Origin of the sequence: Paenibacillus phytohabitans (assembly GCF_013141775.1) — a bacterium.
GTDB classification, from domain to species: domain Bacteria; phylum Bacillota; class Bacilli; order Paenibacillales; family Paenibacillaceae; genus Paenibacillus_AQ; species Paenibacillus_AQ phytohabitans.
In genome coordinates this window covers 49,252-74,246 of the sequence record NZ_WHOB01000055.1, presented here as the reverse complement: position 1 = coordinate 74,246, position 24,995 = coordinate 49,252, and the positions used below count along the sequence as shown (strand labels likewise).

General features: G+C 52.8%; 15 protein-coding genes. 10 read left to right on the top strand and 5 right to left on the bottom strand.

Annotated elements, in window-relative coordinates:
- Positions 1 to 439: 439 nt before the first annotated feature.
- The 4 genes from GC101_RS17990 to GC101_RS17970 all read left to right on the top strand — a co-directional run bounded on the left by GC101_RS17990 (position 440) and on the right by GC101_RS17970 (position 10,360).
- On the top strand, positions 440 to 5,011 hold the full coding sequence (locus GC101_RS17990) for a galactose-binding domain-containing protein (RefSeq protein WP_216626659.1): 4,572 nt from the start codon (positions 440 to 442) through the stop codon (positions 5,009 to 5,011).
- 134 nt (positions 5,012 to 5,145) lie between these two features.
- Positions 5,146 to 6,972: an extracellular solute-binding protein gene (locus GC101_RS17980; RefSeq protein ID WP_246354388.1), complete on the top strand. Its 1,827-nt coding sequence runs from the start codon at positions 5,146 to 5,148 to the stop codon at positions 6,970 to 6,972.
- 64 nt (positions 6,973 to 7,036) lie between these two features.
- On the top strand, positions 7,037 to 8,593 hold the full coding sequence (locus GC101_RS17975) for a response regulator (RefSeq protein ID WP_171718352.1): 1,557 nt from the start codon (positions 7,037 to 7,039) through the stop codon (positions 8,591 to 8,593).
- Positions 8,594 to 8,599: 6 nt separating this feature from the next.
- Entirely contained in the window at positions 8,600 to 10,360 is a 1,761-nt protein-coding gene (locus GC101_RS17970; RefSeq protein ID WP_171718351.1) for a sensor histidine kinase, read from the top strand.
- A gap of 952 nt (positions 10,361 to 11,312) precedes the next feature.
- On the opposite strand, the gene GC101_RS17965 is transcribed toward GC101_RS17970, so the two are convergent.
- Positions 11,313 to 13,019 (bottom strand): CPBP family intramembrane glutamic endopeptidase, encoded by a 1,707-nt coding sequence (locus GC101_RS17965; protein ID WP_171718350.1) that lies wholly within the window; start codon positions 13,017 to 13,019, stop codon positions 11,313 to 11,315.
- Positions 13,020 to 13,275: 256 nt separating this feature from the next.
- On the opposite strand from GC101_RS17965, the gene GC101_RS17960 reads away from it, so the two are divergent.
- Together GC101_RS17960 and GC101_RS17955 are read left to right on the top strand one after the other, a co-directional pair.
- Positions 13,276 to 14,646, top strand: coding sequence for a TrkH family potassium uptake protein (locus tag GC101_RS17960; RefSeq protein WP_171718349.1), 1,371 nt, complete (start codon positions 13,276 to 13,278; stop codon positions 14,644 to 14,646).
- A 14-nt stretch (positions 14,647 to 14,660) separates the two neighbouring features.
- A complete protein-coding gene (locus GC101_RS17955; RefSeq protein WP_039306954.1) occupies positions 14,661 to 15,329 on the top strand; it encodes a potassium channel family protein in 669 nt (222 codons plus the stop codon).
- A gap of 94 nt (positions 15,330 to 15,423) precedes the next feature.
- Here GC101_RS17955 and GC101_RS17950 read toward each other — a convergent pair whose 3' ends face one another.
- Genes GC101_RS17950 through GC101_RS17940 form a run of 3 tightly spaced genes read right to left on the bottom strand, consistent with a single transcriptional unit; the run spans position 15,424 to position 17,422 of the window.
- A complete protein-coding gene (locus tag GC101_RS17950) occupies positions 15,424 to 16,116 on the bottom strand; it encodes a hypothetical protein (RefSeq protein ID WP_171718348.1) in 693 nt (230 codons plus the stop codon).
- Positions 16,113 to 17,054, bottom strand: a complete 942-nt coding sequence (locus tag GC101_RS17945; RefSeq protein WP_171718347.1) for an ATP-binding cassette domain-containing protein — start codon at positions 17,052 to 17,054, stop codon at positions 16,113 to 16,115. The genes GC101_RS17950 and GC101_RS17945 overlap by 4 nt, the downstream gene beginning before the upstream one ends.
- Positions 17,051 to 17,422 carry a GntR family transcriptional regulator gene (locus GC101_RS17940; protein ID WP_144026186.1) on the bottom strand — a complete coding sequence of 124 codons (372 nt, stop codon included), beginning with the start codon at positions 17,420 to 17,422 and terminating at the stop codon, positions 17,051 to 17,053. The genes GC101_RS17945 and GC101_RS17940 overlap by 4 nt, the downstream gene beginning before the upstream one ends.
- Before the next feature lie 343 nt (positions 17,423 to 17,765).
- Here GC101_RS17940 and GC101_RS17935 point away from each other — a divergent pair, with 343 nt between their 5' ends.
- The 4 genes from GC101_RS17935 (at position 17,766) to GC101_RS17920 (ending at position 23,854) form a co-directional block, all read left to right on the top strand.
- Positions 17,766 to 20,033 carry an AraC family transcriptional regulator gene (locus GC101_RS17935; protein WP_171718346.1) on the top strand — a complete coding sequence of 756 codons (2,268 nt, stop codon included), beginning with the start codon at positions 17,766 to 17,768 and terminating at the stop codon, positions 20,031 to 20,033.
- Between the two features lie 232 nt (positions 20,034 to 20,265).
- Positions 20,266 to 21,222: an ABC transporter permease gene (locus tag GC101_RS17930; RefSeq protein ID WP_246354387.1), complete on the top strand. Its 957-nt coding sequence runs from the start codon at positions 20,266 to 20,268 to the stop codon at positions 21,220 to 21,222.
- 14 nt (positions 21,223 to 21,236) lie between these two features.
- On the top strand, positions 21,237 to 22,136 hold the full coding sequence (locus GC101_RS17925; protein WP_171718345.1) for a carbohydrate ABC transporter permease: 900 nt from the start codon (positions 21,237 to 21,239) through the stop codon (positions 22,134 to 22,136).
- Positions 22,137 to 22,198: 62 nt separating this feature from the next.
- Positions 22,199 to 23,854 (top strand): type 2 periplasmic-binding domain-containing protein, encoded by a 1,656-nt coding sequence (locus GC101_RS17920; RefSeq protein WP_171718344.1) that lies wholly within the window; start codon positions 22,199 to 22,201, stop codon positions 23,852 to 23,854.
- An 81-nt stretch (positions 23,855 to 23,935) separates the two neighbouring features.
- Here GC101_RS17920 and GC101_RS17915 read toward each other — a convergent pair whose 3' ends face one another.
- Positions 23,936 to 24,835: a LysR family transcriptional regulator gene (locus GC101_RS17915; RefSeq protein ID WP_171718343.1), complete on the bottom strand. Its 900-nt coding sequence runs from the start codon at positions 24,833 to 24,835 to the stop codon at positions 23,936 to 23,938.
- Positions 24,836 to 24,995: the final 160 nt, after the last annotated feature.

The window sequence follows — 24,995 nt, the reverse complement described above, 5'->3', positions numbered from 1 at the left end:
CTGCTTCCGTGAGGGTTATCAGGCCTAATGTATGCGAAAAACCGAATACAATGTGCTTCTGTGAGGGTTATCAGGCCTGATGTATGTGAAAAACCGAATACAATGCGCTTCCCCGAAAGAAGTGAGGAGCATTGGTGCTCTTTATTTCACCGGAGGCTGCCCCAGAAGTAGCCTCTATTTTTGTCCGTTAGATGATGAAAGAGCGGGCTTTTGCTGCGAAAATAAGTTAATCCTTACTTTCTGCATAAAATCGTTGATTTGTATAATTGCAACCGGTTTCGGTAAAAGGTACGCTTAGCTTGAAGCTATGAAAGCGCTTATATACATGGGATGTAGACTGCTTAAACCAAGGTAAAAGGAGGCTGATGATCACACCGGGAAAGAATTTGCTATGGGCTGGATGGCTGCATACCAATAGACATGAGGAGGATTAAGGGTAATGACATATTCGAAAAGGTTAAAACGCAAGAAAGGTATAAACGGCACCGCTTTTTTTCTGAGCATAATCATGCTGCTAAGTGTCGCATTGGTCATTCCGCCCGGCCGGGCGCATGCCGCTGGCTCTTATCTGCTCTCCCAGGACCGCCCTGCTTATGCGTCGGGCACGGAGGGCAATAACACCCCGGATCTGGCCGTGGACGGCAATACGGGTTCCCGCTGGAGCAGTGCATGGGGGGCAGACCCGAACTGGATTTATGTTGATCTCGGGGCATCTGCCGCAGTAGACCGCGTTGTACTCCGCTGGGAAGGGGCGTATGCCAAGTCCTACAAAATCCAGGTATCCGCGGACGAATTGAACTGGAGTGATGTCTATTCCACAACTACGGGTGATGGCGGCGTGGATGATCTCACGCTTAGCGGCACCGGCCGCTATGTGCGGGTATTTGCAACCGTGCGGAGCCTGACGCAATACGGCATTTCCCTCTTCGAGTTCGAGGTTTACGGCACGGGGGGCGTTAATCCTCCTCCGGTAGTGCTAGGGCCGAATGTGGCCTTGAACAAGCCGGCGACGGCATCGTCTTATCAGGTGGCTGACTATCTCCCGGCTGGCTCCACATTGCCGGCACTGGCGTTTGATGGTAACATGACCACGCGCTGGTCTTCCAACGCTACCGATAATGAATGGCTTAGCGTGGACCTTGGCAGCGTACGGACGCTTGGCCGGGTCATCCTCAATTGGGAGGCTGCCGCCGGCCGGACCTATGATATTCAGGTTTCGAATAACGGCAGTTCATGGACTACAATCTACCGGGAGCTTCACGGCGACGGAGGCACGCTTAATCTTCCGGTCTATGCCAGCGGCCGCTATCTGCGGATGAACGGCATCAGCAGAGCAACCTCTTTCGGCTACTCGATCTTTGAATTCCAGGCGTATGATTATGTGACAGGCGATCCCAAGCCGGTCTATAACATTCCGGCACTGCCGGCGCTGACAACAGTGGCCGTAGGTCAAGGCAGCTATGCCGCGAATGACCTCTCGGTTCCCCAGCCCAAATATCCGCTGTATAAATCGGATGCACTGACTGCGCCGCTGCCTTCCAATGACTGGTGGCAGTCGATCATGATCAATCAGCTCGGCAACGGTATTATTACGCTTCCGCTCAAATCGAAATATACCAAGCAGGGACTAAGCGTTCTGAACCCGGGCGCAGGCTATTTAAGCGCCGACGGCAAGGCGCAGGAAGCCGCAGGCAGCCCGGATCTGTTCCTGATGGCCAGCAATATTAATACTTCAGGGATGTCGAACCGGATAACCGCTTACGGCGACTGGTCAGCAACTGCCGTGTTAAGCGATGGCACTGCTGAGAAGATGAAGACGACCTTCGTCAAAGGCTCGCCTTATCTCTATTCACAATTCAGCGATCCGGCCAGTCCTGAAGTCTACCTGCCGGCAACGGCCCGCTTCTTCGATGACAGCAATAATACGATTCTGGCGGCTGACGGCGCCACGGTTACTGCAGACCATATCGGCATTGCGGTCACGAATTCCAATGGCGCGCCAACGCCCGTAATGGTGACCCGAAACTATGGACTGTATGCACCGGCCGGCACAACCTTCAAGAAAGTCGGCGCCAAGCTCAAAATCCAGCTGGGCGGAGGCCAGAACTACCTGAGCTTGTCGGCTCTTCCGGCACCCGCAAATCTGAATTACTTCTACCAGCACGGATATGCATTCGTGACGGATACGAAGGTGGCTTATACCTTCAACGAGACCACATCGGATGTCACGACCACCTTCAATGCGACTACAGAACTCAAGCGTTCGGGCTTTCCGAATACAACGCTGATGGCGCAGCTTCCCCACCAGTGGAAGGTTACTACTACGCCGCTGACTGCGGTCTCCTTCCCGTCGATCCGCGGAACGATGAAGGTTACGGAGGGCAATTCCTTTGCCACTGCCGATAAATTCTACGGCATTGTGCCGCAGTTCACCGAGCCCGGCGATTCCGGCTACTCCCGACAGGATCTGCTCAATTATCTGGCGCTGCTGGATACGGACACCGCCACCAATCTGATGCAGGCTGATGCGTACTGGCAGGGCAAGAAGCTGCATCCGCTGGCAATGGGTGTGCTGATCGCCGATCAAATCGGCAGCGAGAGCTACAAGAATCTGTTCCTTTCCCGGATGAAGACGGTGCTTACAGACTGGTATACGTATACTTCGGGAGAAGCTAACTACTATTTTGACTACAATTCCGACTGGGGCACTCTGATCTATAAGAACAGCGAGTTCGGCGCGAACTCCGGCATTACAGACCATCACTTTACGTATGGCTATTATGTCTTTGCTTCCGCCGTGCTCGCTACCTATGATACCGACTTCAGGAACAAATTCAGCGGGATGGTTGATGAGCTGATCCGCGATTATGCCAATCCGTCGAAGAACGATCCGAAATATCCGTACTTCCGCAACTTCGACCCGTATGAAGGACATTCATGGGCCGGCGGTTATGCTGACAATGACAGCGGCAATAACCAGGAAGCGGCAGGGGAATCACTGTTCGGCTGGGTAGGCCAGTATATGTGGAGCACACTGACCGGCAACACAGCGTTCCGGGATGCGTCCATTATGGGCTTCACGACCGAGCTTAGAGCAGTGCAGCAGTACTGGTTCAACTACGACCAGGACAACTGGCTTCCGGGCTATACACATAAATCTGTCGGGCAGATTTACGGAAGCTCGAACTTCTTCGGAACCTTTTTCAACGGCAATCCGGTGTATGTCTATGGGATTCACTGGCTGCCAACGGCTGAATATTTAACCAGCTACGGGTTCGACACGGCCAAGGCTGCCGCATTATACAGCGGCTTCGTGGCAGATAACGGTGGGCCGGAAACGGACTGGTACCATATTGTCTGGCCGATTCAGGCGCTGAGCGATCCGCAGGCTGTACTGAATAAATGGAATCCGGCACTTCCGCAGCAGAATGAATTGTTCAACACGTACTGGTTCGTGCATAACATGGCCACTCTTGGATCACGCACCAAAGACATTTGGGCGGCGAACGGGTATAGTGCAACTGTGTATAAGAAAGGATCGGCATATAGTGCACTGGTCTGGAATCCGACGAATGCGGCAATTACCGTTACGTTCCGCAACGCGGGAGGAATTACGGGCTCTGCTGTAGTTGAAGCCAAGAAGCTGGTGAAGGTTGACCCGACGAAGGTGAATTCGGGGACGCTGCTCACTCCGCCCGCCCTGACAGCGGATACAACGCAGTATGCAGCCGGCCAGCCTATTGAATTAACGTTCACGGATAATGCAGCCTGGAGAAGTGCGGTCAGTACGGTGAAGGTGGACGGAACCTCAGCTGCGGCAGCGAATTATACCGTGGCAGCCGGTAAAATCACGCTGAACACCGCGCTGTTCCCTGCGGCGAAGACCTACACGATTACGGTGTCTGCAACGGGCTATAACGATGCTTCAGTGCAGCAAGTGGTCACCGGCGGAACAACCTCCGCGAACCTGGCCCTGAACAAGGCGGTTACCGCCTCGGAGAATCCGAGACAGCCGGCTGCGGGTGCAGTGGACGGAGATCCGGGCACCCGCTGGGAATCGGCCTTCAGTGATCCGCAGTGGATTCAGGTTGATCTCGGCTCTGCTCAGACGGTCAGCCGTGTCCTGCTGAACTGGGAGGGAGCATATGCCAAATCGTATACGATCGAGACTTCAGCAGAGGGTACGAACTGGACGCCAGCGTATTCCACCACAACTGGAGACGGGACCCTCGATGATGTCAGCTTTAACCCGGTCAGCGCACGTTATGTGAAGGTAAACGGGACGGAGCGCGGCACACAATACGGCTATTCTTTATGGGAATTGGAAGTGTACGGCAGCGGCGGCACCGTGACACCGCTTGCTCCGCCTGCCCTGGCAGCCGATACAACGCAGAATGCAGCCGGCCAGCCGGTTGAGCTGACATTCACGGATAATGCAGCATGGAGAGGCGCAATCAATGCGGTGAAGGTGGATGGAACTACAGCGGCGGCTGCGGATTATACCGTGACAGCCGGTAAAATTACGCTGAACACCGCGCTGTTCCCAGCAGCGAAGACTTACGCGGTTACGGTAACTGCAGCTGGATACAATGATGCCTCCGTGCAGCAGGTGATTACCGGCGGAACACCGCCGTCGGTGAACCTTGCCCTGAATAAGGCAGTTACCGCTTCGGAGAATCCGAAACAGCCCGCTGCAGGAGCAGTAGATGGGGATCCTGGCACCCGCTGGGAATCGGCCTTCAGTGATCCGCAGTGGATTCAGGTTGATCTCGGCTCTGCTCAGACGGTCAGCCGCGTCCTGCTGAACTGGGAGGGAGCATATGCCAAATCCTATACCATTGAGACTTCGGCAGATGGCACGAACTGGACAACGGCTTATTCGGCGGCAACCGGAGACGGGGAACTGGACGATATCAGCTTCACCCCGGTCAGCGCGCGGTATGTGAAGGTGAACGGTACGGAGAGGGGCACACAGTACGGCTATTCTTTATGGGAAATGTCGGTCTATTAATCAGGGCGGCATTGGCGATAGAATAGAGGCATCAACGTAAAGAAATGGTGAGGATTATGCACAGGTCAATGTTATTGCGGTTCTTGCAGGAAAGGCAGAACCGGGCTGCCTGCAATGGGGGGAGGGGAGGCAAATTGCTGCAATTGCTGTTAGTTATGCTGGTTCTGGGTGGTCTTGCTGCCTGCTCAAACGGCGGTCAACTAACGGACCTCCAAACGCAGGAGGCCACTTCGGAGGACGGCCCTAACGCACTGAGCTCAAGCCGAACTGCCGATGCCGGTAGCACTGGTAACGCCAATACCACTGACAGGACTGGTAATGCTGATAGAGCTAATCGCAGCAATTCCGGCAGTTCCGGTGATCCCGGCAATACGTTGCCTGCGGATCATCCGGCCACCGCCCTTTCAGCATTGGCTGCCAAGGTGAAGCCGGTCCGGTTCACCGTATTTGTGAACTATGACTGGTATACGGCTCCGACCTGGGAGGGCAGGCCGCATAGCCGGTGGATCACCGATAATCTGAAGGTTGCGCTCACTCCGGTACAATCCAGCGGGGCTGCCGCCCAGAAGCTGAACGCGATGATTGTCTCGGATCAGCTTCCCGATGTGCTGGTCATGGACCGGGGCAAGGATGTGGAACGGCTGCAAAAAGCAGGCAAGCTGGTGGCACTCGACCCTTATCTGGCGGAATATCCTGAATTTGTCCAGACCATAGGCGAGGATACATTGAACATGCTGCGCAGTGAAGACGGCAAGCTGTACCAGATTCCGAACTGGTATATTAACGGCAGCAACGGCAGCGGTAACGCCGGTTTCCTGGTTGAGAAGAAGATCTACCGGGCACTTGGCTCCCCTAAGCTGGAGACATGGGATGATCTGGAGGCTTATCTGAAGCGGGTGCAGCAAAAGTATCCTGAACTCGTCCCGATTGACTTCGGGGAGACCCGGGACGGAGCGGATATACAGATGATCGGCATGCTGTACAGCGGTGCGGCGGATAACCGGACACCAAGCTTCATCTCTCCCGGTTCAGGACAAATCTTCGGTGTGCCCGCCGGCTCCCGATTGACTTCTGTGTACCGGGATCCGGCTTTCCTGGAGACGCTTCTGCTGGCTAACCGGCTGGTCCGCCAAGGGCTGACGTCTCCGGATCTATTAACCGAAACCCGGGATCAGGTGCTGGAGAAGCTCAAAACCGGCCGGATCGCTGTATTCGGCGCGTATGACGCCATCGTGGAAGGGATTGGCCGCGAGGCGGATAATCAGCTCTCGGCCAAAGATCCGCAAGACGGATACGATATCATCTGGCCGGTGCACCGGGCAGGTGTGGATCCGGATAAGGTATACCCTTCCGGATACAATACGCTGGGCTGGAATGTCAATGTGATTACAACCGGGGCCAGAGATCCGGAGGCCATTTTCTCCTATATGAACTGGGCGACGAGCCCGGAGGGACAGCGTATTATTTTCTTCGGGCCGCAGGGAATGTTTTATGATAAAGTGGAGGATGGAATTCCGGTTCCAAATGATTCCTATATTGGCCGTAATTTGAAGCAGTATGATGCTCTGAAGATCGGAGAATTCAACTGGTATGGTAATACCTCATATATTGATTCAGCCAAAGCCAGACGCGAGAAGCTGCTGCCTGCGGAGGCCCGGGACTGGACAACACTCGGGCAAGCGAATGTAACGTTCAGGACGGCGATGAACATCACCGAATTCTCCAATCTCGATCCGGCGCCTGCCTCCGAAGAGGGAATCATTCTGCAAAGACTGAAAGACCAGTATGCGCAGGTAATCCCCCGGATGATTTTTGCGGCAAGCGGGGAAGAGGTCAGGCAGCTGATGGAGGAAGCAGACAGGGAGGCGGCGGGCTTGGGATATGACAGGCTGCTCGCCTGGAAAACCGGAGTATGGCGGAACAATCTTAAGAAGATCAAGGCCTATTCCCCACAATACTAAACGTTTGGAAAGAAGAGGGATACGATACGTACCCTCTTTTCCGCATGAAGGAGTGCTGATTGCGATGTACAGAGCCGTCTTGGTGGACGATGAAAATTATGACTTGGAGGGTCTGCGCTGCCTGATTCCCTGGAGTGAGCTTGCCATTGAAGTGGTCTGCAGCGAGAGTAATCCGCTTGCCGCTCTTCAATATATCGAGAATCATGAGATTGATCTGCTGATCACGGACATCAGGATGCCCGTGGTTTCCGGCATGGAGCTGTCCCGCCTGGCGCTGGAGCTGAATCCGGGGCTGAAGATCGTGTTCATCAGCGGATACCAGGAATTTCACTATGCGAAGCAGGCGCTTGATTTGAAGGCGCATGCCTATATTCTGAAACCGGTTGATGATGAGGAGCTCATCGGCGTGCTGCGCACCGCTACGGCTGAACTGAATCTTGAGCGGAGCAAAGGTCCGGAAGACGGCGGCGTGATCGCGTCCTTTGATTTCATCAAAAATGATGTGCTGCAGCACCTGCTGGAAGGCAGTATTGACGGTGCGACACTGGGGGCCTTCCTGGCCCGGTATCCGCTGGATCTGGCCTTCTCCAGCGCCTCCGCAGTGCTGATTGAGGCAGATGATGTCCTCCGGCGGGTGCAGGAGCATCCGGAGGAGGTCTATGCCGGTCTGGACAGGCTGTTCCAATATATTGGGACAGAGATTGAATCTGCCGGTGCGGGGAAATGGTGCCGGCTGAACCGTTCACAGCTTGGTTTCGTGTATACCGGGCAGCGTCTGGAGCTGGAGGAGTGGCTTCAGCAGCTGGTGCTGAAGGTTCGCCGGCACACTGCTTATACTATTACTGTGAGTTATGGAGCTGAGGTGTTTGCTCTGGAAGCGCTGACCTCATCTTTTTCCCAGGCCAAGGCGTATATGAACGGAAAAATGTTCCTCGGCAAGAACAGAGTGATTCCCCCCGTAATGAACAAGCCGGGAATGACCCAGGATATTAAAGAGCTGAGCGTCGTGCTGGAGGGAATGTTCGGGGCTATGGCAGGCTACAGGCTGGCTGATATTTGCGACTGCATCGATGAGCTGTTCGAGATGGCGGCCCTGTTCGAGCATCCGGTGAAGGTCTATCATTTCTCCATTCATATCGTCACCCGGCTCGAAGCCTATCTGGGGACGCTGAACGAAACCTATGAGAGTCTGCAGCAAATGGACGCCATTCATCATCTGGAGACGGTGGATGATATTAAGCGCTGGCTGCGGTATACGCTGTTCCAGATTTCCGAGATCCTGTTTATGAAGAAGCAGCATAAGAACCGCCGGCTGATGGAGCAAATTGAGGTCTATATTCAGGAGCGGCTGACGGAGAATCTTACCTTACGGCTGGTGGCCAGCCATTTCGCCTATTCACCCAACCATCTCGGGGTCCTGTTCAAGGAGCACACAGGCGAGAGCTTCAATGAGTACCTTGTGCGGATCCGGATGGAGAAAGCGATTCTCCTGCTTGATCAGCATCAATACAAAATCTACGAAGTGGCTGATAAGGTGGGCTACAAGAATATCGCTTATTTCAGCAGGCAATTCCGGGAATATTTCAATATTACTGCAGCCGATTACAGAAAGCAGAGCTGATCCGGCATGCAGAGGAAGCGTACGAAACCCGTATACCTGCCCTTGGGCTACAAGCTGCTTATTTCCTATCTGCTGCTGGTGCTGACACCGGTTATCGGCATCGGAAGCTACGCCTATGTCTCCTCCGTGCGTTCCACTGAGGAGCACACCAGAAGCAATCTGGAGGTGGCTGTCAGGCAAATTGCCAGCAACGTCGATTACCGGCTGAAGGATGTGGTCCGCAGCACCGACGAGCTGTATGCGGATCAGACCCTCTCGCGTTATTTAACAGGTTATCATTCCGGCTGGGAGAAATATAGCATCATGTCGCAGTATATTCTTCCGAGGCTGGAGAATGCTGCGAATCTGCCGGACCCGGAGGTTAAGCTGTCCGTGTATGTCAGCAACCCTAATGTCGGAGAATTCTATTACAACGAGAGTGCAACGGGCGATGTCCGTAAGTATTCCCTATTTCACATGGACCGTATTGAGAATGAAGACTGGTATAGAAGGCTGAAGCTGCATTACGGCTCCTATGAATGGCGGCAGGTGGGCAATGACAGGACGGACGCGAGCATCTCCTACCTGCGTCCCTTGATCAATTACGATACACTGCAGCTGAACGGCCTGATCAAAATGACGGCGAATATGAAGTATATCTTCTCTGATGCCGGTTCGGGACAGCTGGGCGAGGACAGTATTCTGTTCATCGTGGATAATGACAACCGCCTGCTCTTCATAAGCTCCCGCAACAAGGTTAAACCGGATTTGCTGCCCTCAGCTGCTTCAGGCTATATTCAGCAGCCGGATTCCTATATGCAAATTAAACAGCCGGTTACGAATATGCCCGCCAGCGTAGTAGCCTGGATTCCGTATTCTTCACTGCAGAAGAATTCACAGCAGGTCCGTAATGTGACCATCGGCATCTGTCTGATCACTCTGATCCTGCTCTTTCTGATCAGTCTGGTGATGTCCCAGTATTTCGCACGGAGCTTCCAGAAGCTGATCGCTTCCCTGAAGTCTTTTAAGGAAGGGGATTTCCACAAACGGATGCCGGTGCAGGGCAATGATGAGTTTGCGGAAATCGGCAGTGCTTTTAACGACATGGCTTCAACGATACAGCGGTTAATTGACGAGGTCTATGTCGTCAACCTGGAGAAGAAAGAGACCGAGCTGCAGGTGCTGCATTCCCAGATGAATCCGCATTTCCTGTATAATACCTTCTCTTCGATCAGCCGGATGGCCAAGCTGGGGGAGATCGATAAGCTGCATGAGGTCATCCGTTCGCTGGCCAGGTTCTACCGGCTGACGCTGCACCGCGGGGAGATGATCATTCCGGTGGAGCAGGAACTGCAGATTGCCGAGTCTTATCTGGATATTCAGCGGATTAAGAATGTGGACCGTATCCAGGTGGCTTATGATATTGCACCGGAGGTTCTGGAGAGCGAGAGCGTGAAGTTTATTCTGCAGCCATTTGTGGAGAATGCGCTGGAGCATGCCTGGTACGATGATGAGATCTCGCTGATCATCCGGGCTTACCGGGAAGGAGCGGATATGATTTTCGAGGTGGAGGATAACGGGCTCGGGATGAAGGAAGAGCTGATCGGGCAGATTCTGGAGCCTGCGGGCCAGGGAATCGGCTATGGCATCCGCAATGTGGACCAGCGGATTCAGCTGCAGTACGGCAAGCAGTATGGCGTAGCCATTCACAGCTCGCTTGGTGAAGGGACGCTGATCCGGCTCCGGTTTCCCTGCCGTCCGTATCAATCTGTGCAGGACGAGGCCTAAAGACGGTGTACCTACCGGATTATGAGCAGAAGGGGCTATCCCATAAGTAGAATTTCTTCTACTTGAGACACCTATTTAGGGCTCCCAGCGGTTTATCTTTGGGCTTCTGCAGCAATCGTTCTTCGTGCTCCCGCGTCGCAGCAAGTTCAAGTTTCTCACCACTGATTTGGATTTGGAGGACTCGCCGAGTTCATCCAACAATGCAGCAATTGATGTATTCAGTTCCAAGTGGGAATTCACTAATAGTTGTATACTGTGCAATTAAAAACTGCGAAAAGGCAGGCTTGCCTCTTATAACTGTAGTCTGTACAACTAAATCTGCCAGAATGGTGAAAATGAAGGTTCACATGGCCATTTAATTGTACGAAATACAACTAAACGGAGAATCGGTTATAAATCAGACGATTTAGTTGTACGAAGTGCAATTAAGTATACCGCATACCGCATACCGCACACCGTAATCGGGGCACTGTAAACGATTGGGCGGGACGAATAAGTGCGCTGGGGATTGGCGTAGATGATGGCTATGGTGAGCCTTTCAGGAGGGGAGCTGTCGCGGCCGCCACCGGGAATAGGCAGCGTCAAAGAGGGTGTCGTTCAGCCGGTTGACGGCTGCATCCACGACACGAGCGAGGGGGTCCAAAGGAATGTCATTTTCCAGATCCATTGGCAAGCAAAGTTGGTCCATGGACTATTGAATGTACAAAGAAATCGCTCCTTTTGAAATGGTTGGGCGGTACCTCCATTTTACCAAAAAGGCGATTTCTTTTTTTGTGTTTGTTGAAAAAGTGTTTCGTATCCCGCATAAACAACGGTCCGTTCGCGGAGCGTCCACCCAAGTGCCCACGTTGATGCTACTACAAAATAAAGAGCTGTCCCAAGCAGCCATTCATGGCTTCTGGGACAGCCTCATTTGGATATGCAGGGCCGATCAATACGGTTCTGTCTATGTCTAGGTCAGAGGCTGGACCGGCTCCGCCTGCTCCGGCCCCCGCGGAGGGTTGAAGCGGTACACGATGTAGCCGACGATGAATGGCAGGATGATCGTGACAATACCGGCGCCGATGTTCACCTTATCCTGCATGAAGATCAGCGTGGCCCCCATCAGTATGCTGTCAAACACCACATGGCTGAACATCACAGCGATGAAGCCGTAGCGCAGGAAAATATAGCTGAACAGCAAACCGATTACGGTTAGCTCAATCGGGCGCGAACTGACCGGATAGATCGGGTAGAGGGTATGCCCGAGCGCCCAGATCAGCGTAGTGATCAGTGCAGCAATGAAGGTATTCTTCACGAGCTTCTTGAGCATCCGGATGCCGAACAACCGGTAGACAGCCTCTTCAGAGAGACCGGCAAGCCAGGCGACAATTGGCAGCAGCCAGGCGTATTTCATATTGTAGGGAGACTGGCTGGCATCCGTAGTGGACCAGTTATCCAAGGCGAACGACAGAATAATGAACATGATGGTCTGCACGCCGAGCAGGACGAATGCCCACACATATCCGGCGCGGATACTGTCCAGTACATACTGGCCGTAACCGGGCTCTTTGGCACGTGGCCAGGGGTTAAGCTTCTCTTCTGCGCGCCACAGGCCGTCGCCTCCAACCAGTGAGAAGTAGAGCAGTGAGGACATTAGCAGGCTGTACAGAACATAGATGATGAACATCACTACAGCGGTAATCCGCGCTTCGGCACTGTCACCGCCTGATTCGGGAAGCACATTGTAGCTGCTGACCATCATAATCAGGAAGTGGGCGGAGCTAAGGAAGAGCCCGCGCCTCCAGGACGTGTGACCCCGGCGCAGAATGCTGTAGATCAGCGCAAGAATACCCAGAAGCAGTGTAGGCAGACCATAGCCGAACAAGGTGAGCTTCTTGGCAAGAGCGGTCTGGTCTTCAACATAGCTATCATGCCAGGCCGGGGCAGTGAATCCTGCGCGGAAATAGGAGACCTGCTCACCGGAGAAGTTAAAGTTATAATGCAGCAGCGCATCTCCGACCTTAACCGAGCTCTCCGTGTAGACAAGCCCGTACTCATCGCTGCCCGTCTCGATCTGGAGCTTCGCCGGATTTGCACCCCATAGCTGCAGCCACGGGCGGGCCAGCTTTTCTTTTTGCTCGAGGGTAAGACCCGCTTCACTGCTTGCAGTTATTGCAGTACCGGCAGAAATCGTTACAACCTTGGCCGGTCTTTCCCCGTAATCGAGTCCTGCGGCACCGGCATCGGCTCCGCGGGCGAAGGCGACTACTTCACCGGTATACATATTGATATCCACGGAGAGCAGGGCATCCGCTTCACCGGAAGGATAAAGTGCGGCATGGTAGACATCGAACGGGTACCGCTGGTCCAGCTTGTTCTTGGTGTAATCCTCAAGTAGCTTCTCCCGGGACATATAGCCGTAGAAAGAGGAGTCTGTCTTATAGAGGATAGTCCATTCATCCTTCACTCCTGCTTCGTGGCCGAGCTGCTGTGCTGCGAATGCGGCGGCTTTGTCCTGCACTTCGCTTTTGCTGATAATTGCTGTGTCCTCACCGGAGCCCTGGAAGAGCTGGGGGGCGACCTGGAACATGACAAACACAATAAGTCCGAGAATTCCAGCAAGGATAAGTTTGGTGGTAAGGGGCCGCTGCTGTAGGGGCTGGCCGACGGGATTCATGAAACGCCTCCTTGAAATGAATACTCTTGTACATTCCATTATAATATTACTTGCCCGGCAGTTACAAAAAATTGCCGTATTATCCTTTTACGTGGAGAGGTCCAAGCTTATGCTTGTTTATTTGCAGATTGTTCTTTATTTGTACTCCAGCTTATTTTGAAAATGATTCTTTGTGAAGTTAGGCAATAACGTATATAATTTTGTATGTTTATTTGATATTGAACAATTCTTAACTTCCAATAAGGAACCTGAAAGGATGAGGAGTTTGGTTTCACCGTTTCCCAAAATAACGGGCTTCAGATTTCTGAAGCTTGCTCCTCCGCAAATCCTGGTGCTTGGGTTCGCCGCAGTAATTATGATAGGCACTTTACTGCTCATGCTTCCGGTATCAAGTGTAGCCGGGGAGCCGCTTCATTTCATGGATGCGCTGTTTACTGCGACCTCTGCCGCATGTGTGACCGGACTTGCCGTTGTGGATACCGGAACCCACCTCACCGGATTCGGACAGGCCGTCATTCTGGTGCTGATCCAGATCGGCGGACTCGGCTTCATGACGATGGCCACGCTGTTTGCGCTTGTGCTTAAACGCAGAATCTCGCTGCGGGACCGGCTGATTCTTCAGGAAGCAATGAATCAGAGCTCGATGGAGGGGATTGTGCGGCTGATCCGCAAAGTGCTGATCTACTCGCTGGTTATTGAGGCGGCAGGAGCCATCCTGCTGTCCGTCCGCTTTGCCTTTGATATGCCGCTTCCGCGTGCCTTATATTATGGCCTGTTTCATGCGGTGTCGATGTTTAACAATGCCGGGTTTGATCTGTTTGGCGGCCATGATAACAGCCTGACAGCATATGTCGGTGACCCTGTGATCAACTTGGTCGTGATGTTCCTGATCATCTCCGGCGGGATTGGCTTCATCGTGATGTCCGATCTGGCCGAGTACCGGAGGAAACGCCGGCTGTCGCTGCACAGTAAGGTAGTGCTGTCGATGACCTTCGGACTTATTCTGACAGGGATGGCAGTGATCTTCATCTTCGAGTTCACCAACGCACGGACGCTGGGACCTATGAACCTCGGGACCAAAATCTGGGCATCCCTGTTCCAGTCCGTTGCACCGCGTACAGCCGGAGCCAATACGCTGGATATTACAGGATTGCGCCAGGCGACACAGTTTTTCATCGTCATTCTGATGTTTATCGGCGCTTCCCCGGGTTCAACCGGCGGCGGCATCAAGACGACAACCTTCACGCTGATGATCGGAGCAGTCATCTCCATGCTGCGCGGCCGGGAGGACATCGTACTCTTCCGTTACCGGCTGGCCCAGGAGCGCGTATTCAAGGCCTTGACCATTACGCTGCTGGCCTTGCTGCTGATCGTTGCGGTATCGATGATGCTGTCGACTACAGAGGGTCTGCCTTTTCTGATGATTCTGTTCGAGACGACCTCGGCCTTCGCCAATGTGGGACTAAGTCTGGGACTGACGCCGGAGCTGACACAGGTCGGCAAAATCCTGATCTGCCTGACGATGTTCGCCGGACGGCTTGGACTTCTGACGCTGGCCTATGCACTGGGTCCGAAACAGGGTAAACCTTTGTATAAGTATCCGGAAGGCAAAATGATAATTGGATAAGGGGAAATAGAGACATGAAAGCACAACAGTTTGTTGTAATCGGCCTGGGCCGCTTCGGTTCAAGTCTGGCGCTAGAGCTGATGTCCATGGGCTATGAGGTGCTTGGGATCGACCATCAGGAGGAGCGGGTGGAGGAAATGACCGGCCGGCTGACCCATGCGGTGATGGCGGATGCTACGGATGAAGGGATTATGCGCTCCCTCGGAGTGCGCAATTTCGACTGCGGGATTGTGGCGATCGGCGATAATATGGAGCGGAGCATACTGGCCGCAATTCTGCTCAAGGAGCTTGGTGTCAAGCAGGTGGTCGGCAAAGCGATCTCGATTCTGCATGGGCGCGCATTGTCGAAGCTGGGCGTGGACCGGGTGATTTTTCCGGAGCGTGATATGGGAATCCGTGTGGCCCACCAGCTGGTGACACCCAACTTACTGGACTATATTGAGATCTCCAAGGATTACAAGGTTGTTGAGCTGACAGTGCCTGCCTGTATGGACGGCAAAAGCCTCTCCGAGCTGAACACGCGCGCCAAATACGGCTGCAGCATCATCGCCCTGAACCGTGAGGACGGCATCATCGTTGCCCCGACGGCGCATGACCATGTGCATCAGGGGGATATTATGGTGGTTATCGGCTCCAATGACAGCATCGGAGAGTTCGAGGATGAAGCGGTGAATGCGGATTAGGTGCGGAATACCAGCCTGTGTATCTCTATAAAAGAATGCAAAAAAACGTCCGGCTGACGTGCAGCCGGGCGTTTTTTGCTCTTCAGAAAGACGGCTACATCCGTATGTCAGTCCGGCGGTATATCAGCCACCCGGCCCCCGCGCACAGGGCGATGATCCCCCACGCGAGGAGAGTGGTTCCAGGCTCGAGCATTGCGGGATCTGAAGAGAATAGTGCGAAGTTCTCCATGTACTCCATCGAAGGGAACATTTGGGAAATGAGGGAGACAGCCCCGAAATACACGATGGCCAGCAGGGTTCCGGTGATTACTTTGAATCTGTAATAACAGGCGCCGATCAGGAAGGTGGCTACCGAGACATCGAGCAGGGTCAGCATGAACACGTACGCAGAGAGCAGGATCGGCCGGTCCACATCAACCGGGAGTCCGATCGAAGGAAGAACAGCCCGGCCGATCAGATACACGGCAGTCTCCGCCAGCGCAGCCGTTATGCAGAAGGCCAGCAGGGCCAGCAGCGAGCTGACGTAGAAATTGCGGCGGGTCACACTGAAGCTGCTCATCAGCGGAAAGGTAATGGCCACCGTAACGATCATGCTGATAATCATGAAGATAGACATAATATTGCGGTTAATGCTGAAGATATTGTCCGCCGTTCCCATATCCCAGGCGGGCAGAAACTTCATCAACAGTACCAGGGCGGTGTCCACACATACGAATATACTCAGCAGAATCAAGGCGCCTCTGCGGTAATCTTTCAGGTGAAACTTCATTAAACTCCGGTAGCTCATCGGTTTCCGCCTCCTTGCGAATTCTCTGCATCGCGCAGCGTCAGATATACGAACAGCTTCTGCAGCGGAACCGGAGACAGCTCAACGCCCTGATCCTGGAGCATTCTGCGTTCGGCGGGGCCGGAGAGATCCTCAAGCGCAAGCAGCAGCTTGCCCCCCAGGCGTTCACTGTGCAGTACCCGGACATCCCCCAGCAGCTTCTCCAGCACAGTAGCGGGCCCGGAAGCATAGACGGCGTTGGCGGCAAAATCCTCTACAGGACCCTGGAAGGCGACACGACCTCTTTTGATATAAACCATCCGTTCAAACAGGTTCTCCGCTTCTTCGATCAGATGTGTAGTTACTACAAAGGTGCGTGGATTATTGCTGTAATCCTCAAGCAGGGTCCGGTAAAAGATTTCGCGCATCGAGGCATCCAGGCCGATTACCGGCTCATCCAGCAGCGTCAGCGGAGCACGGCTGGCCAGCCCCTTAATGATCCCTGTCATGGATTGGCCGCCGCGCGACAGCTGCTGGTAATTCTTGCTGCCCTTTAGCTGGAATTTGTCCATCAGCTCACTGGCCAGCTGCTCATCCCAATGGGGGTAGAAGATCGAGGCGAACTTGAAGATTTCCTTCAATGAGTAGTTCTCCCAGGAGCGTTCATAGGTCTTGACCAGACAGATCTGACTCAGTGCCGCTGCATGCTCATTCACATGATCGCCGCCATACGTGATCAGTCCGCTGTCTGCGAACCTCTGGCCGGCAATGAGGGAGAGCAGGGTGCTTTTGCCGCTGCCGTTGGCTCCGATCAGTCCATGAATCATCTCCGGCTCCAGGCTCAGCGAGATATCATGTACGCCCTGGCCTCCGCGGAAAACCTTGCTTACATGGCTTAAATCGAGCTTTGCGCCGGATGGAGCTGCCGCTGCTTCATGCTTCTTCCCCGTAACCATCATCGGTTCTCATCCCCCTTACGGATCATTTCAGACAATTGCTCCGTTGTAATGCCCAGCTTCGCGGCCTCACGGATCATTGCCACCACATATTGCTCATAGAACTGCTGCCTGCGCTTATTCGTCAATTCGGAGCGTGCTCCCGCTGCAACAAACATTCCGATCCCCCGCTTTTTATACAAGATTCCCTGCTCTACGAGCAGATTCACGCCTTTGGCCGCCGTTGCCGGATTGATGCTGTAAAAGGCTGCGAACTGGTTCGTGGAAGGCACCTGGGTCTCCTCGGGCACGGTTCCATCGATGATGTCATTCTCAATCAGCTCCGCAATCTGCACGAAAATCGGCCGGTTGTCATCCATCTGGATACCCACCGCTTCACCACCTAACTGGTTAATTACTTATGTAACTAACCTTAAGCGGAAATCGGTCCGGTGTCAAGTGACATTCACCTGCAAATGACGGAAATGGGCTTCGTTTTCGAATTTGTTTGAAAAAATTTCCTATACACATATGTAAAATGTAATCTGAAATGTTAAAATAAAAACATTGAAGTGATCCGGACGGAGAGATTTGCCGCGAGGCACAAATTAATTGTCTCAGGGGGTTGGAAAATTTAAATGTAAGCGGTAACATATTGATACAGCCAGCTGAGGTATGGACAGAAGATAATTTCAAGGCAGTTATATATAGAGACATCCTTAGGGGGATAGCAATATGAAAAAAACACCGATGATCCTGCAGCTGGCACTGATACTATTCTGCATCATGGCCATTCCCACAGCGATTCTGACATGGTACAGCGGGTCACAGATTATACAGAACTCAGAAGCAGCCATTGGAGAATCGACGCTTGCCGGACTGAATGCCAACCGCAAGTTAAATGAGAACGCGCTTGCCAATCTGGCCCAGGACACGTCGCGTCTGGCGGCGACGAATATTTTTGACCGTATCCGCAGCTTTGAGACGTACGATGAAATTAACGCAAATTACAACAACGTGAGCCTGGCACTCTCCGTGACGAAAGAGCTGCTGAACTTGAACCGCCGGGTAGACGGTGTGTACTCTTCGTACTTTTATTTGAATGATTCGGATTATGTGTTCTCTACTGACAGTAGCATCACGACGCTGGAACGGTACGAGTCCATCGATTGGATCACAGAAGCGCTTGAAGGACGCAGAGGCATCAGCGGGGTGTGGGTTCCCCGTAAGCTGGAGTCGGGTGAAAATGTGGTGTCGTATGTTTATCCCCTCAACCGCCTGTCCTCCACCACCCGCGGGATTATCGTAGTCAACCTGAAAGAGAGCCAGATCGGCAAATATCTGCATGCTACAGAGATCGGAGACAGCAACTACCTGCTGCTGGACTCAGACGGTAAGGTCATTTCCTACAATGATCATTCACTGCTGCTCTCTGACGGTCAGAAGCTGCCTTACCTTCAGGAAATACTGAACCAGGAATCCAGTGAAGGCTATACATTCCACGAGCTGGACGGCAAGCGGATGATATACGCATGGAGCCGTTCGGCAATGTCCGGATGGTGGAATGTGAGCTGGAGCTCCATGGATGAGCTGATGATCAAATCACGGGATATGCAGGGGAATATCATTCTGCTTACCGGAGCTATCATATTGCTCGGGACGCTGCTTGCCATCTTTCTTGCGACCTGGCTGTCCAGGCCCCTCCGGCAGCTGGTGCGGACGATCCGCTCGAAGAGCGACCTGGGTGTGGTCAATAAGAATGAGCTAGCCTTCCTGGATATGGCGTTCAAACGCATGCAGGAGGAAGAGGAAAGCCTGTTCCAGCTGCTGCAGGAGCGTGAGCAGGATACCCGGAGTCTTGCAGTTCACCGTCTTTTGCGCGGTGAGATTCCGCCCCGGATCACGGAGGCTTTTCCGGAAGTATGCTACAGGGTTGTTGTCGTGTCTATCGACCAGTACCGGCGGTATGTGGGCAATACCAATGTGGAGACGCGCAGCTATCACCGGTATCTGCTGAATGCGAAGTATGAGAGCTTCTTCCCGGAGGGTATACTCGCCCGCAGTGTCTATCATAACGATGGCTGTATAGTGATTGTGCTGAACCTTGCTCCGGATGAGTCCGGGGAGAAGGAGGGGCTGATCCGTCAGGCGCTGGAGCAGATCCGGGATCAATCACTTGAATTGCTGGAGCATTCAGTCACGATCGGTGTAAGTGATTTGGCTGACGCACCCGAGAGGGTTGCCCTGCGGCTGTTTGAAGCGATGGAAGTCATCAAGCGCCGGATGATTAACGGGGCGGGAAGCATTATGTACTGGCACGATGAAGAGGAGGGCAGCCGCAAATATCTCGATTCCGAGAGCAGTGAGCGGAGGATTCTCAACTTCCTGGATGCCGGTGAGCTGGCCGGGATATTCAAAGAGCTTCAGAGCATCCGCAGCCAGATCGCTTCGGAAGAGAATATTTCCTACGATAATATTATGTTCATCTACTATCAGCTGATGGGGGCAACGATCAAGCACCTCCGTGAGAATCATATCAGCACAGGCAGGATGGTTATGGGCAGAGGGAATGTGTATTCCATTCTTGCTGCAATGGATACACTGGATGAGCTGGAGGAATATCTGCATGGTTTCTTCACTGAAATCGTACAGAGCCTGGACCGCAGCACGAGTGAAACCAATCATGCGGAACGAATCATTCATTATTTGAAGAAAAATTTCCGTGAAGAGATTGTGTTCGAGGATATGGCCAAGGAAATCGGCATCAGCTATTCTTATATGCGCAAGATCGTCTATGAGCAAACCGGCAATAGCATGATTGATTTTGTGAATCAGCTGCGGATCGAGAAGGCCAAAGAGCTGCTGCTGGATACTGAATGCTCCATCAAGCAAATCGCAGCAGAGGTTGGCTATTATAATGTTCAGAGCTTCAACCGCTTTTTCCGTAAATATGAAGGCATGCCGCCAAGCAGCTTTAAATCGGCCAAGAGTAAGAGCTCCTAGGAGTTCTCCTGGCCGTTTTTTTTGCCTATTGATGAAAGCGCTTTATTTTTGGGAATGCCTATCATATTTGATCATTATGGCGCGGTAAAGCCTTAGAAACCGCACTTCAATCAATTTTGATGGTGATCATCAATACTCATGATTTTCAAGATCAGGCAAAGGGGATAGCATAGGAATCGAGCCGGAGGACATTGGCCGGCAAGAAGAACATTGAAGGCAGGAGGTGAAAATTTTGAAAGTTGCAAGCGCTTCACAAACAAACAACAGTCCTCTATTAAGAAAGAAACAGGGATTCGGATATTATTTGCAGCGTGACTGGCAGCTCTACCTGCTCGTTATGCTTCCGCTGGCATTTGTAATCGTATTCAAATATTTGCCGATGACCGGACTTGTAATTGCTTTTAAGGATTACAAAATTGCACGGGGCTTCTGGGGCAGTGACTGGGTCGGAATGGAAGTCTTCCGGGAACTGTTCGCCAAGGCCGATTTCATTAAGGCCGTCCGGAATACGCTGCTGCTCAACGTGCTTGACCTCTGCTTCAGCTTCACAATGCCGATTGTGCTGGCGCTGCTGCTGAATGAGGTTAAAAGCATACGCTTCAAGCGCATTAATCAGACGATACTGTACTTGCCTCACTTCCTGTCCTGGGTCATTATCGGGGCTATCGCTTATCAGCTTCTTAGTGAAGGCGGCGGTGTTGTTAACAATCTGATTGAACTCATGGGCGGTACCCGTATTCCGTTCCTGCAGGAAGACAATAACTGGCTGATCAGCTATCTGGCCATCGGTGTGTGGCAGAGTATGGGCTGGGGCACCATTATCTACCTGGCGGCGATGAGCGGGATTAATCCGGAGATGTATGAAGCGGCTACGGTCGATGGAGCAGGACGCTGGAGAAAAGTATGGAATATCACGCTGCCTTCCATCCGTGCGACTATTGTGACCTTGCTGATCATGGCTCTGGGGAAAGTGATGGACGGCTCATTCGAGCGTATTTACGCTCTGCAGAATAAGGCCACCACAGAGTTCACCACGACCATTCCGGTGCTGGTGTACCGCTGGGGGATCGAGAGCGGCAACTTCAGCCGGGCGACAGCCATCGGATTATTCCAGTCCGTCATCGGTATTATTCTGGTCATCTCAGCGGACCGTGTAGCCAAGAAACTTGGCGAGGATGGAATATTGTAGAAAGGAGAGGAACCATGAAAGCAACAGCCGGGGGCTCTGCCGCACCCCATAAAGCACGTATAGATATCTGGGAATTTCTGATCCGCTTCGCAATCATCTTAGTTTCGCTAATATGCCTGCTGCCGTTTATTCATGTCGTATCGAAATCCCTGAGCTCTGACTCCTTTGTCATTGCCAATAAGGTCTTTCTGTGGCCGCAAGGCTTCACCATCGAAGCGTACAAAAAAATCTTCGCGGATGCCAGTATCCTCCGTTCATTGTATATCACGGTTATCGTGACTGTACTATTCACGATTCTGGGAATGATTCTGACCATCTGTGCCGCATACCCGCTGTCGAGAGCCCAGTTCAAGGGCCGCCGGGTCATCACCTTCATCTTCCTGTTCACGATGTACTTCAGTGGAGGCATCATCCCGGACTATATGAATATTAACAATCTGGGACTGATGGATACGATCTGGTCACTGGTTCTGCCCTTATCGTTCAGTGCCTTCAATCTGCTGATTATGAAGACTTCACTAACGCACGGTATTCCGGTAAGTCTGGAAGAATCGGCGCGGATCGACGGTGCCGGGCATTTCCGGATCCTGTTCAGCATTGTCCTGCCGCTGTCCAAGCCGATTATGGCTACACTGGCGCTCTTCTACGCAGTCGGCCGCTGGAATGCTTACCAGGATGCCCTGTTCTATATTAAGCATGAGATCTCCCTGCGGCCGCTGCAGCTCAAGCTGTATTATCTGGTTATCCAGGCGAGTGAAAGCTTCCAGCTGGAAGCCACCCAGGTCCAGCTCAGTAATCCGGAGGTCCTTAAGGCATCCGTTGTAGTATTTGCTACTCTGCCTATTCTCTGTGTGTATCCGTTCGTCCAGAAATACTTCGTTCAAGGTGTTATGCTCGGGGCGGTCAAGGAGTAGTCCAGCGCTCTAGTATATAGTAATTCTATTTGAATCCGAAAATTACAAATGGGGGAATTGCGATGAACAAAAAAGGTTTTGTTTCATTATTGATGGCATCTGTGATGACGGCCGGTATGCTGGCCGGATGCTCCGGGGGAAATAACAACGCTAAGAATGGCAACACTGAGCCTACCACAGCCCCGGCAGAATCAGCCGCAGCCACGAACCAGACTCAAGGAAGTTTCCCTGATTACTCCAAGGGCTTCGAGAAGAAGGTCTCGCTGGATATTCCGGTCTACGAACGGGCGTATGAGGGCTGGAATGTGTCCGATAACTATTATACCCGCTGGGTACAAGCGGAATTTGGCGACAAGTACAATATCGAAGTCAATTACGTGCCGATTACCCGCGCCAAAGAGGTAACAGATTACGAGCAGCTGCTGGCATCGCATAAAGCCCCTGATATCATCTTCCATTACGATATGCCGCAAGCGCTTACTTATTATGGTGAGGATGTTATGCAGCCGCTGGATTATACTGAAATCGAGAATTACGCACCAACCTATTGGAAAAACATGGGCTCTACTATTGAGCAGTATGGTACAGTGGATGATCAGAAAACCTTCTTCTTCGCTGCCCGCCCGGAAGCTGACAACTTCGTCAACATTATCCGCAAGGACTGGGTTGAAAAGGTTGGCATGAAGGTTGAAGATTTGACTTCGCTGGAGAAGTACAACGAGATGCTGGCGAAATGGAAAGAGGCCGGACTCGGTGTGACCGGCGGCAACCTGCTGCAGAACTTCTACAACTTTAACTATGCCTTCCGTGAATGGCCGGTTGACGCGAAATACCGTGCGCTGTATTCCGACCTTAGCGTAGCTGACCTTACCACGGCTGATACAGAGGCTTTCTTACGAAACCTGAACTATCAGTATAATAACGGTCTGCTTGATAAGGAATTCTATCTGCGTAACGACGAGCCTAAGGTCAAAGCTGAATTTGTTTCCGGCAAAACAGGGAACTTCGCCTTCTACCTGGCAAACAATACGGATGTTTTTGCGGCTACCCTGCAGAACAACCCGGATGCTGAATTTGCTGTAGTGCCTCCATATGCAGGTGTTCCGGAAGGCAATAAGCCTCAAGGACGCGCCTACTGGCCGTTCGGCTTCATCATGGGGATTAACTATGAATCTACACCTGAGGAACGTGCTGCAGTCTGGATGTATCTGGAATGGCTCAGCCAGCCGGAGAACCTGTTCAAATTCCAGAACGGTATCGAAGGGGAGAACTATACGCTTGATGCAGACGGCATCGCGCTGAAGAATCCAGATTACAAAGGCGAAGCTGTTCTGGCACAGAACAATAACAAAGATTACTGGGGCCTTGTAACTGAAATTGCCCAGTATCCGGATGCAGCCAAAACCCGCACGGCTAATCTACGCAACTGGGCACCGGCCGGCTATGAGACGCTTGCTGATGATCTGGTGAAGTATTACGATGAAGTTGCCGAATTCCGTACACCGGATGCCCTGTTCAACGTTGTACTGGAGAAGGTAAACGAATACAAAGCGGACCTGAATACACTGTTCCAGGAACTGTACGTGAAGGTTGTACTCGCTCCTGAAGCTGAATTCGATGCTACCTATGAAGCAGCCAAGAAGACTTACCTGGATGCAGGCTACCAGGAAGTTCTGGATGAGAAGCAAGCTGCCATTGATGCAGGCAAGTTCCGCTAATTCTATGTCATAAAATCTCTGTAACACATTCACCCGGCAGGCTAATCCATAGCGATATGGAAGCTTGCCGGGTGATTTCTGTTATTCGCGTCCAGACAGGAACACTTCTTCGGTTACCTGTACGAGGCAGCGTGCTGCGGTGCTAAGTCCGCCGCTGCCCTGGTAGATCAGGCAGGTGGTCCGCTGTGTCTGCTCCAGCTCCTTGATGTGCAGGGAGATTAGTCCCCCGCCGTTCAGCAGCTCCGGGCGGAGATAAGACTTCGGCAGCAGCGCGGCCGCCTTGATCGTCGGCAGCAGCCGGACAATCGCTTCGAAGGAGTCGATCTCCATCCGCACATCGGGATCAACGCCGCAGCGCTGGAACAGATCATCAGTCGTCCGGCGGTACCAGGTGCCCTTGGAGAAGAGAATCATCGGCAGCCGGGAGAGATGCTCCATCGTGAGCCGCGGAGACTGGGCCAGCGGGTGGTGCTCGGCAACGACCAGCCGGAGCTGGTCCTCGAACAGCGGGATGCAGCGCAGCCCCGGCTCCTGAACCTGGGAGGCGATGATGCCGACATCGCATTTGCCCTCGCTGACTGCGGTAACCATCTCATGCGTCTTCCCGGTGATCAGTTTCAGCTCGGCCGCCGGGTATTTCTCCATGTAGGCATTCACCAGCGGCGGCAGCGTGGTTTGCAGTGTGGTCAGGCTGGCCCCCAGCGTGACGAGCTGCGGTTCGCCTTCCTTGAACTTGGACAACGCTTCCAGGAACTTGGAACGCTGCTGCCGCTGCTCCAGCGCATAGGTATAAGTAAGCCGTCCGACCTCTGTAAGCTCCAGCCGCTTGCCGAAACGGTGAAACAGGGCAACGCCGAGCCGTTCCTCCAGCTTGGAAATTTTACGGGACAGAGCGGGCTGGGACAGGTTAAGCTGGCGGGAGGCCCGGTTCAGGCTGGAATGCTCCACAACTGCAGCAAAAGCGTCTAAATCATCGTACATTACAAGCACTCCTTTGTCCCGATCTGTAAACGGCGGATTGTATTAGATGATTGCTGGTTAAGGATTCCAATGAATTAGTGATAAAAAGCATAGCCGGGAGCCGGGAGATACGTTGATTTATATGAGTATTCGTCTGAAACTGAAGTGAATTCCTAATCTA

Excerpts from the sequence above, each read along its gene's own strand:
- GC101_RS17960 (WP_171718349.1), top strand. The coding sequence starts at position 13,276 with ATGAGGAGTTTGGTTTCACCGTTTCCCAAAATAACGGGCTTCAGATTT.
- GC101_RS17945 (WP_171718347.1), bottom strand. The coding sequence starts at position 17,054 with ATGATGGTTACGGGGAAGAAGCATGAAGCAGCGGCAGCTCCATCCGGC.
- GC101_RS17915 (WP_171718343.1), bottom strand. The coding sequence starts at position 24,835 with ATGTACGATGATTTAGACGCTTTTGCTGCAGTTGTGGAGCATTCCAGC.
- GC101_RS17925 (WP_171718345.1), top strand. The coding sequence starts at position 21,237 with ATGAAAGCAACAGCCGGGGGCTCTGCCGCACCCCATAAAGCACGTATA.
- GC101_RS17955 (WP_039306954.1), top strand. The coding sequence starts at position 14,661 with ATGAAAGCACAACAGTTTGTTGTAATCGGCCTGGGCCGCTTCGGTTCA.
- GC101_RS17920 (WP_171718344.1), top strand. The coding sequence starts at position 22,199 with ATGAACAAAAAAGGTTTTGTTTCATTATTGATGGCATCTGTGATGACG.
- GC101_RS17950 (WP_171718348.1), bottom strand. The coding sequence starts at position 16,116 with ATGAGCTACCGGAGTTTAATGAAGTTTCACCTGAAAGATTACCGCAGA.
- GC101_RS17935 (WP_171718346.1), top strand. The coding sequence starts at position 17,766 with ATGAAAAAAACACCGATGATCCTGCAGCTGGCACTGATACTATTCTGC.
- GC101_RS17965 (WP_171718350.1), bottom strand. The coding sequence starts at position 13,019 with ATGAATCCCGTCGGCCAGCCCCTACAGCAGCGGCCCCTTACCACCAAA.
- GC101_RS17975 (WP_171718352.1), top strand. The coding sequence starts at position 7,037 with ATGTACAGAGCCGTCTTGGTGGACGATGAAAATTATGACTTGGAGGGT.
- GC101_RS17970 (WP_171718351.1), top strand. The coding sequence starts at position 8,600 with ATGCAGAGGAAGCGTACGAAACCCGTATACCTGCCCTTGGGCTACAAG.
- GC101_RS17990 (WP_216626659.1), top strand. The coding sequence starts at position 440 with ATGACATATTCGAAAAGGTTAAAACGCAAGAAAGGTATAAACGGCACC.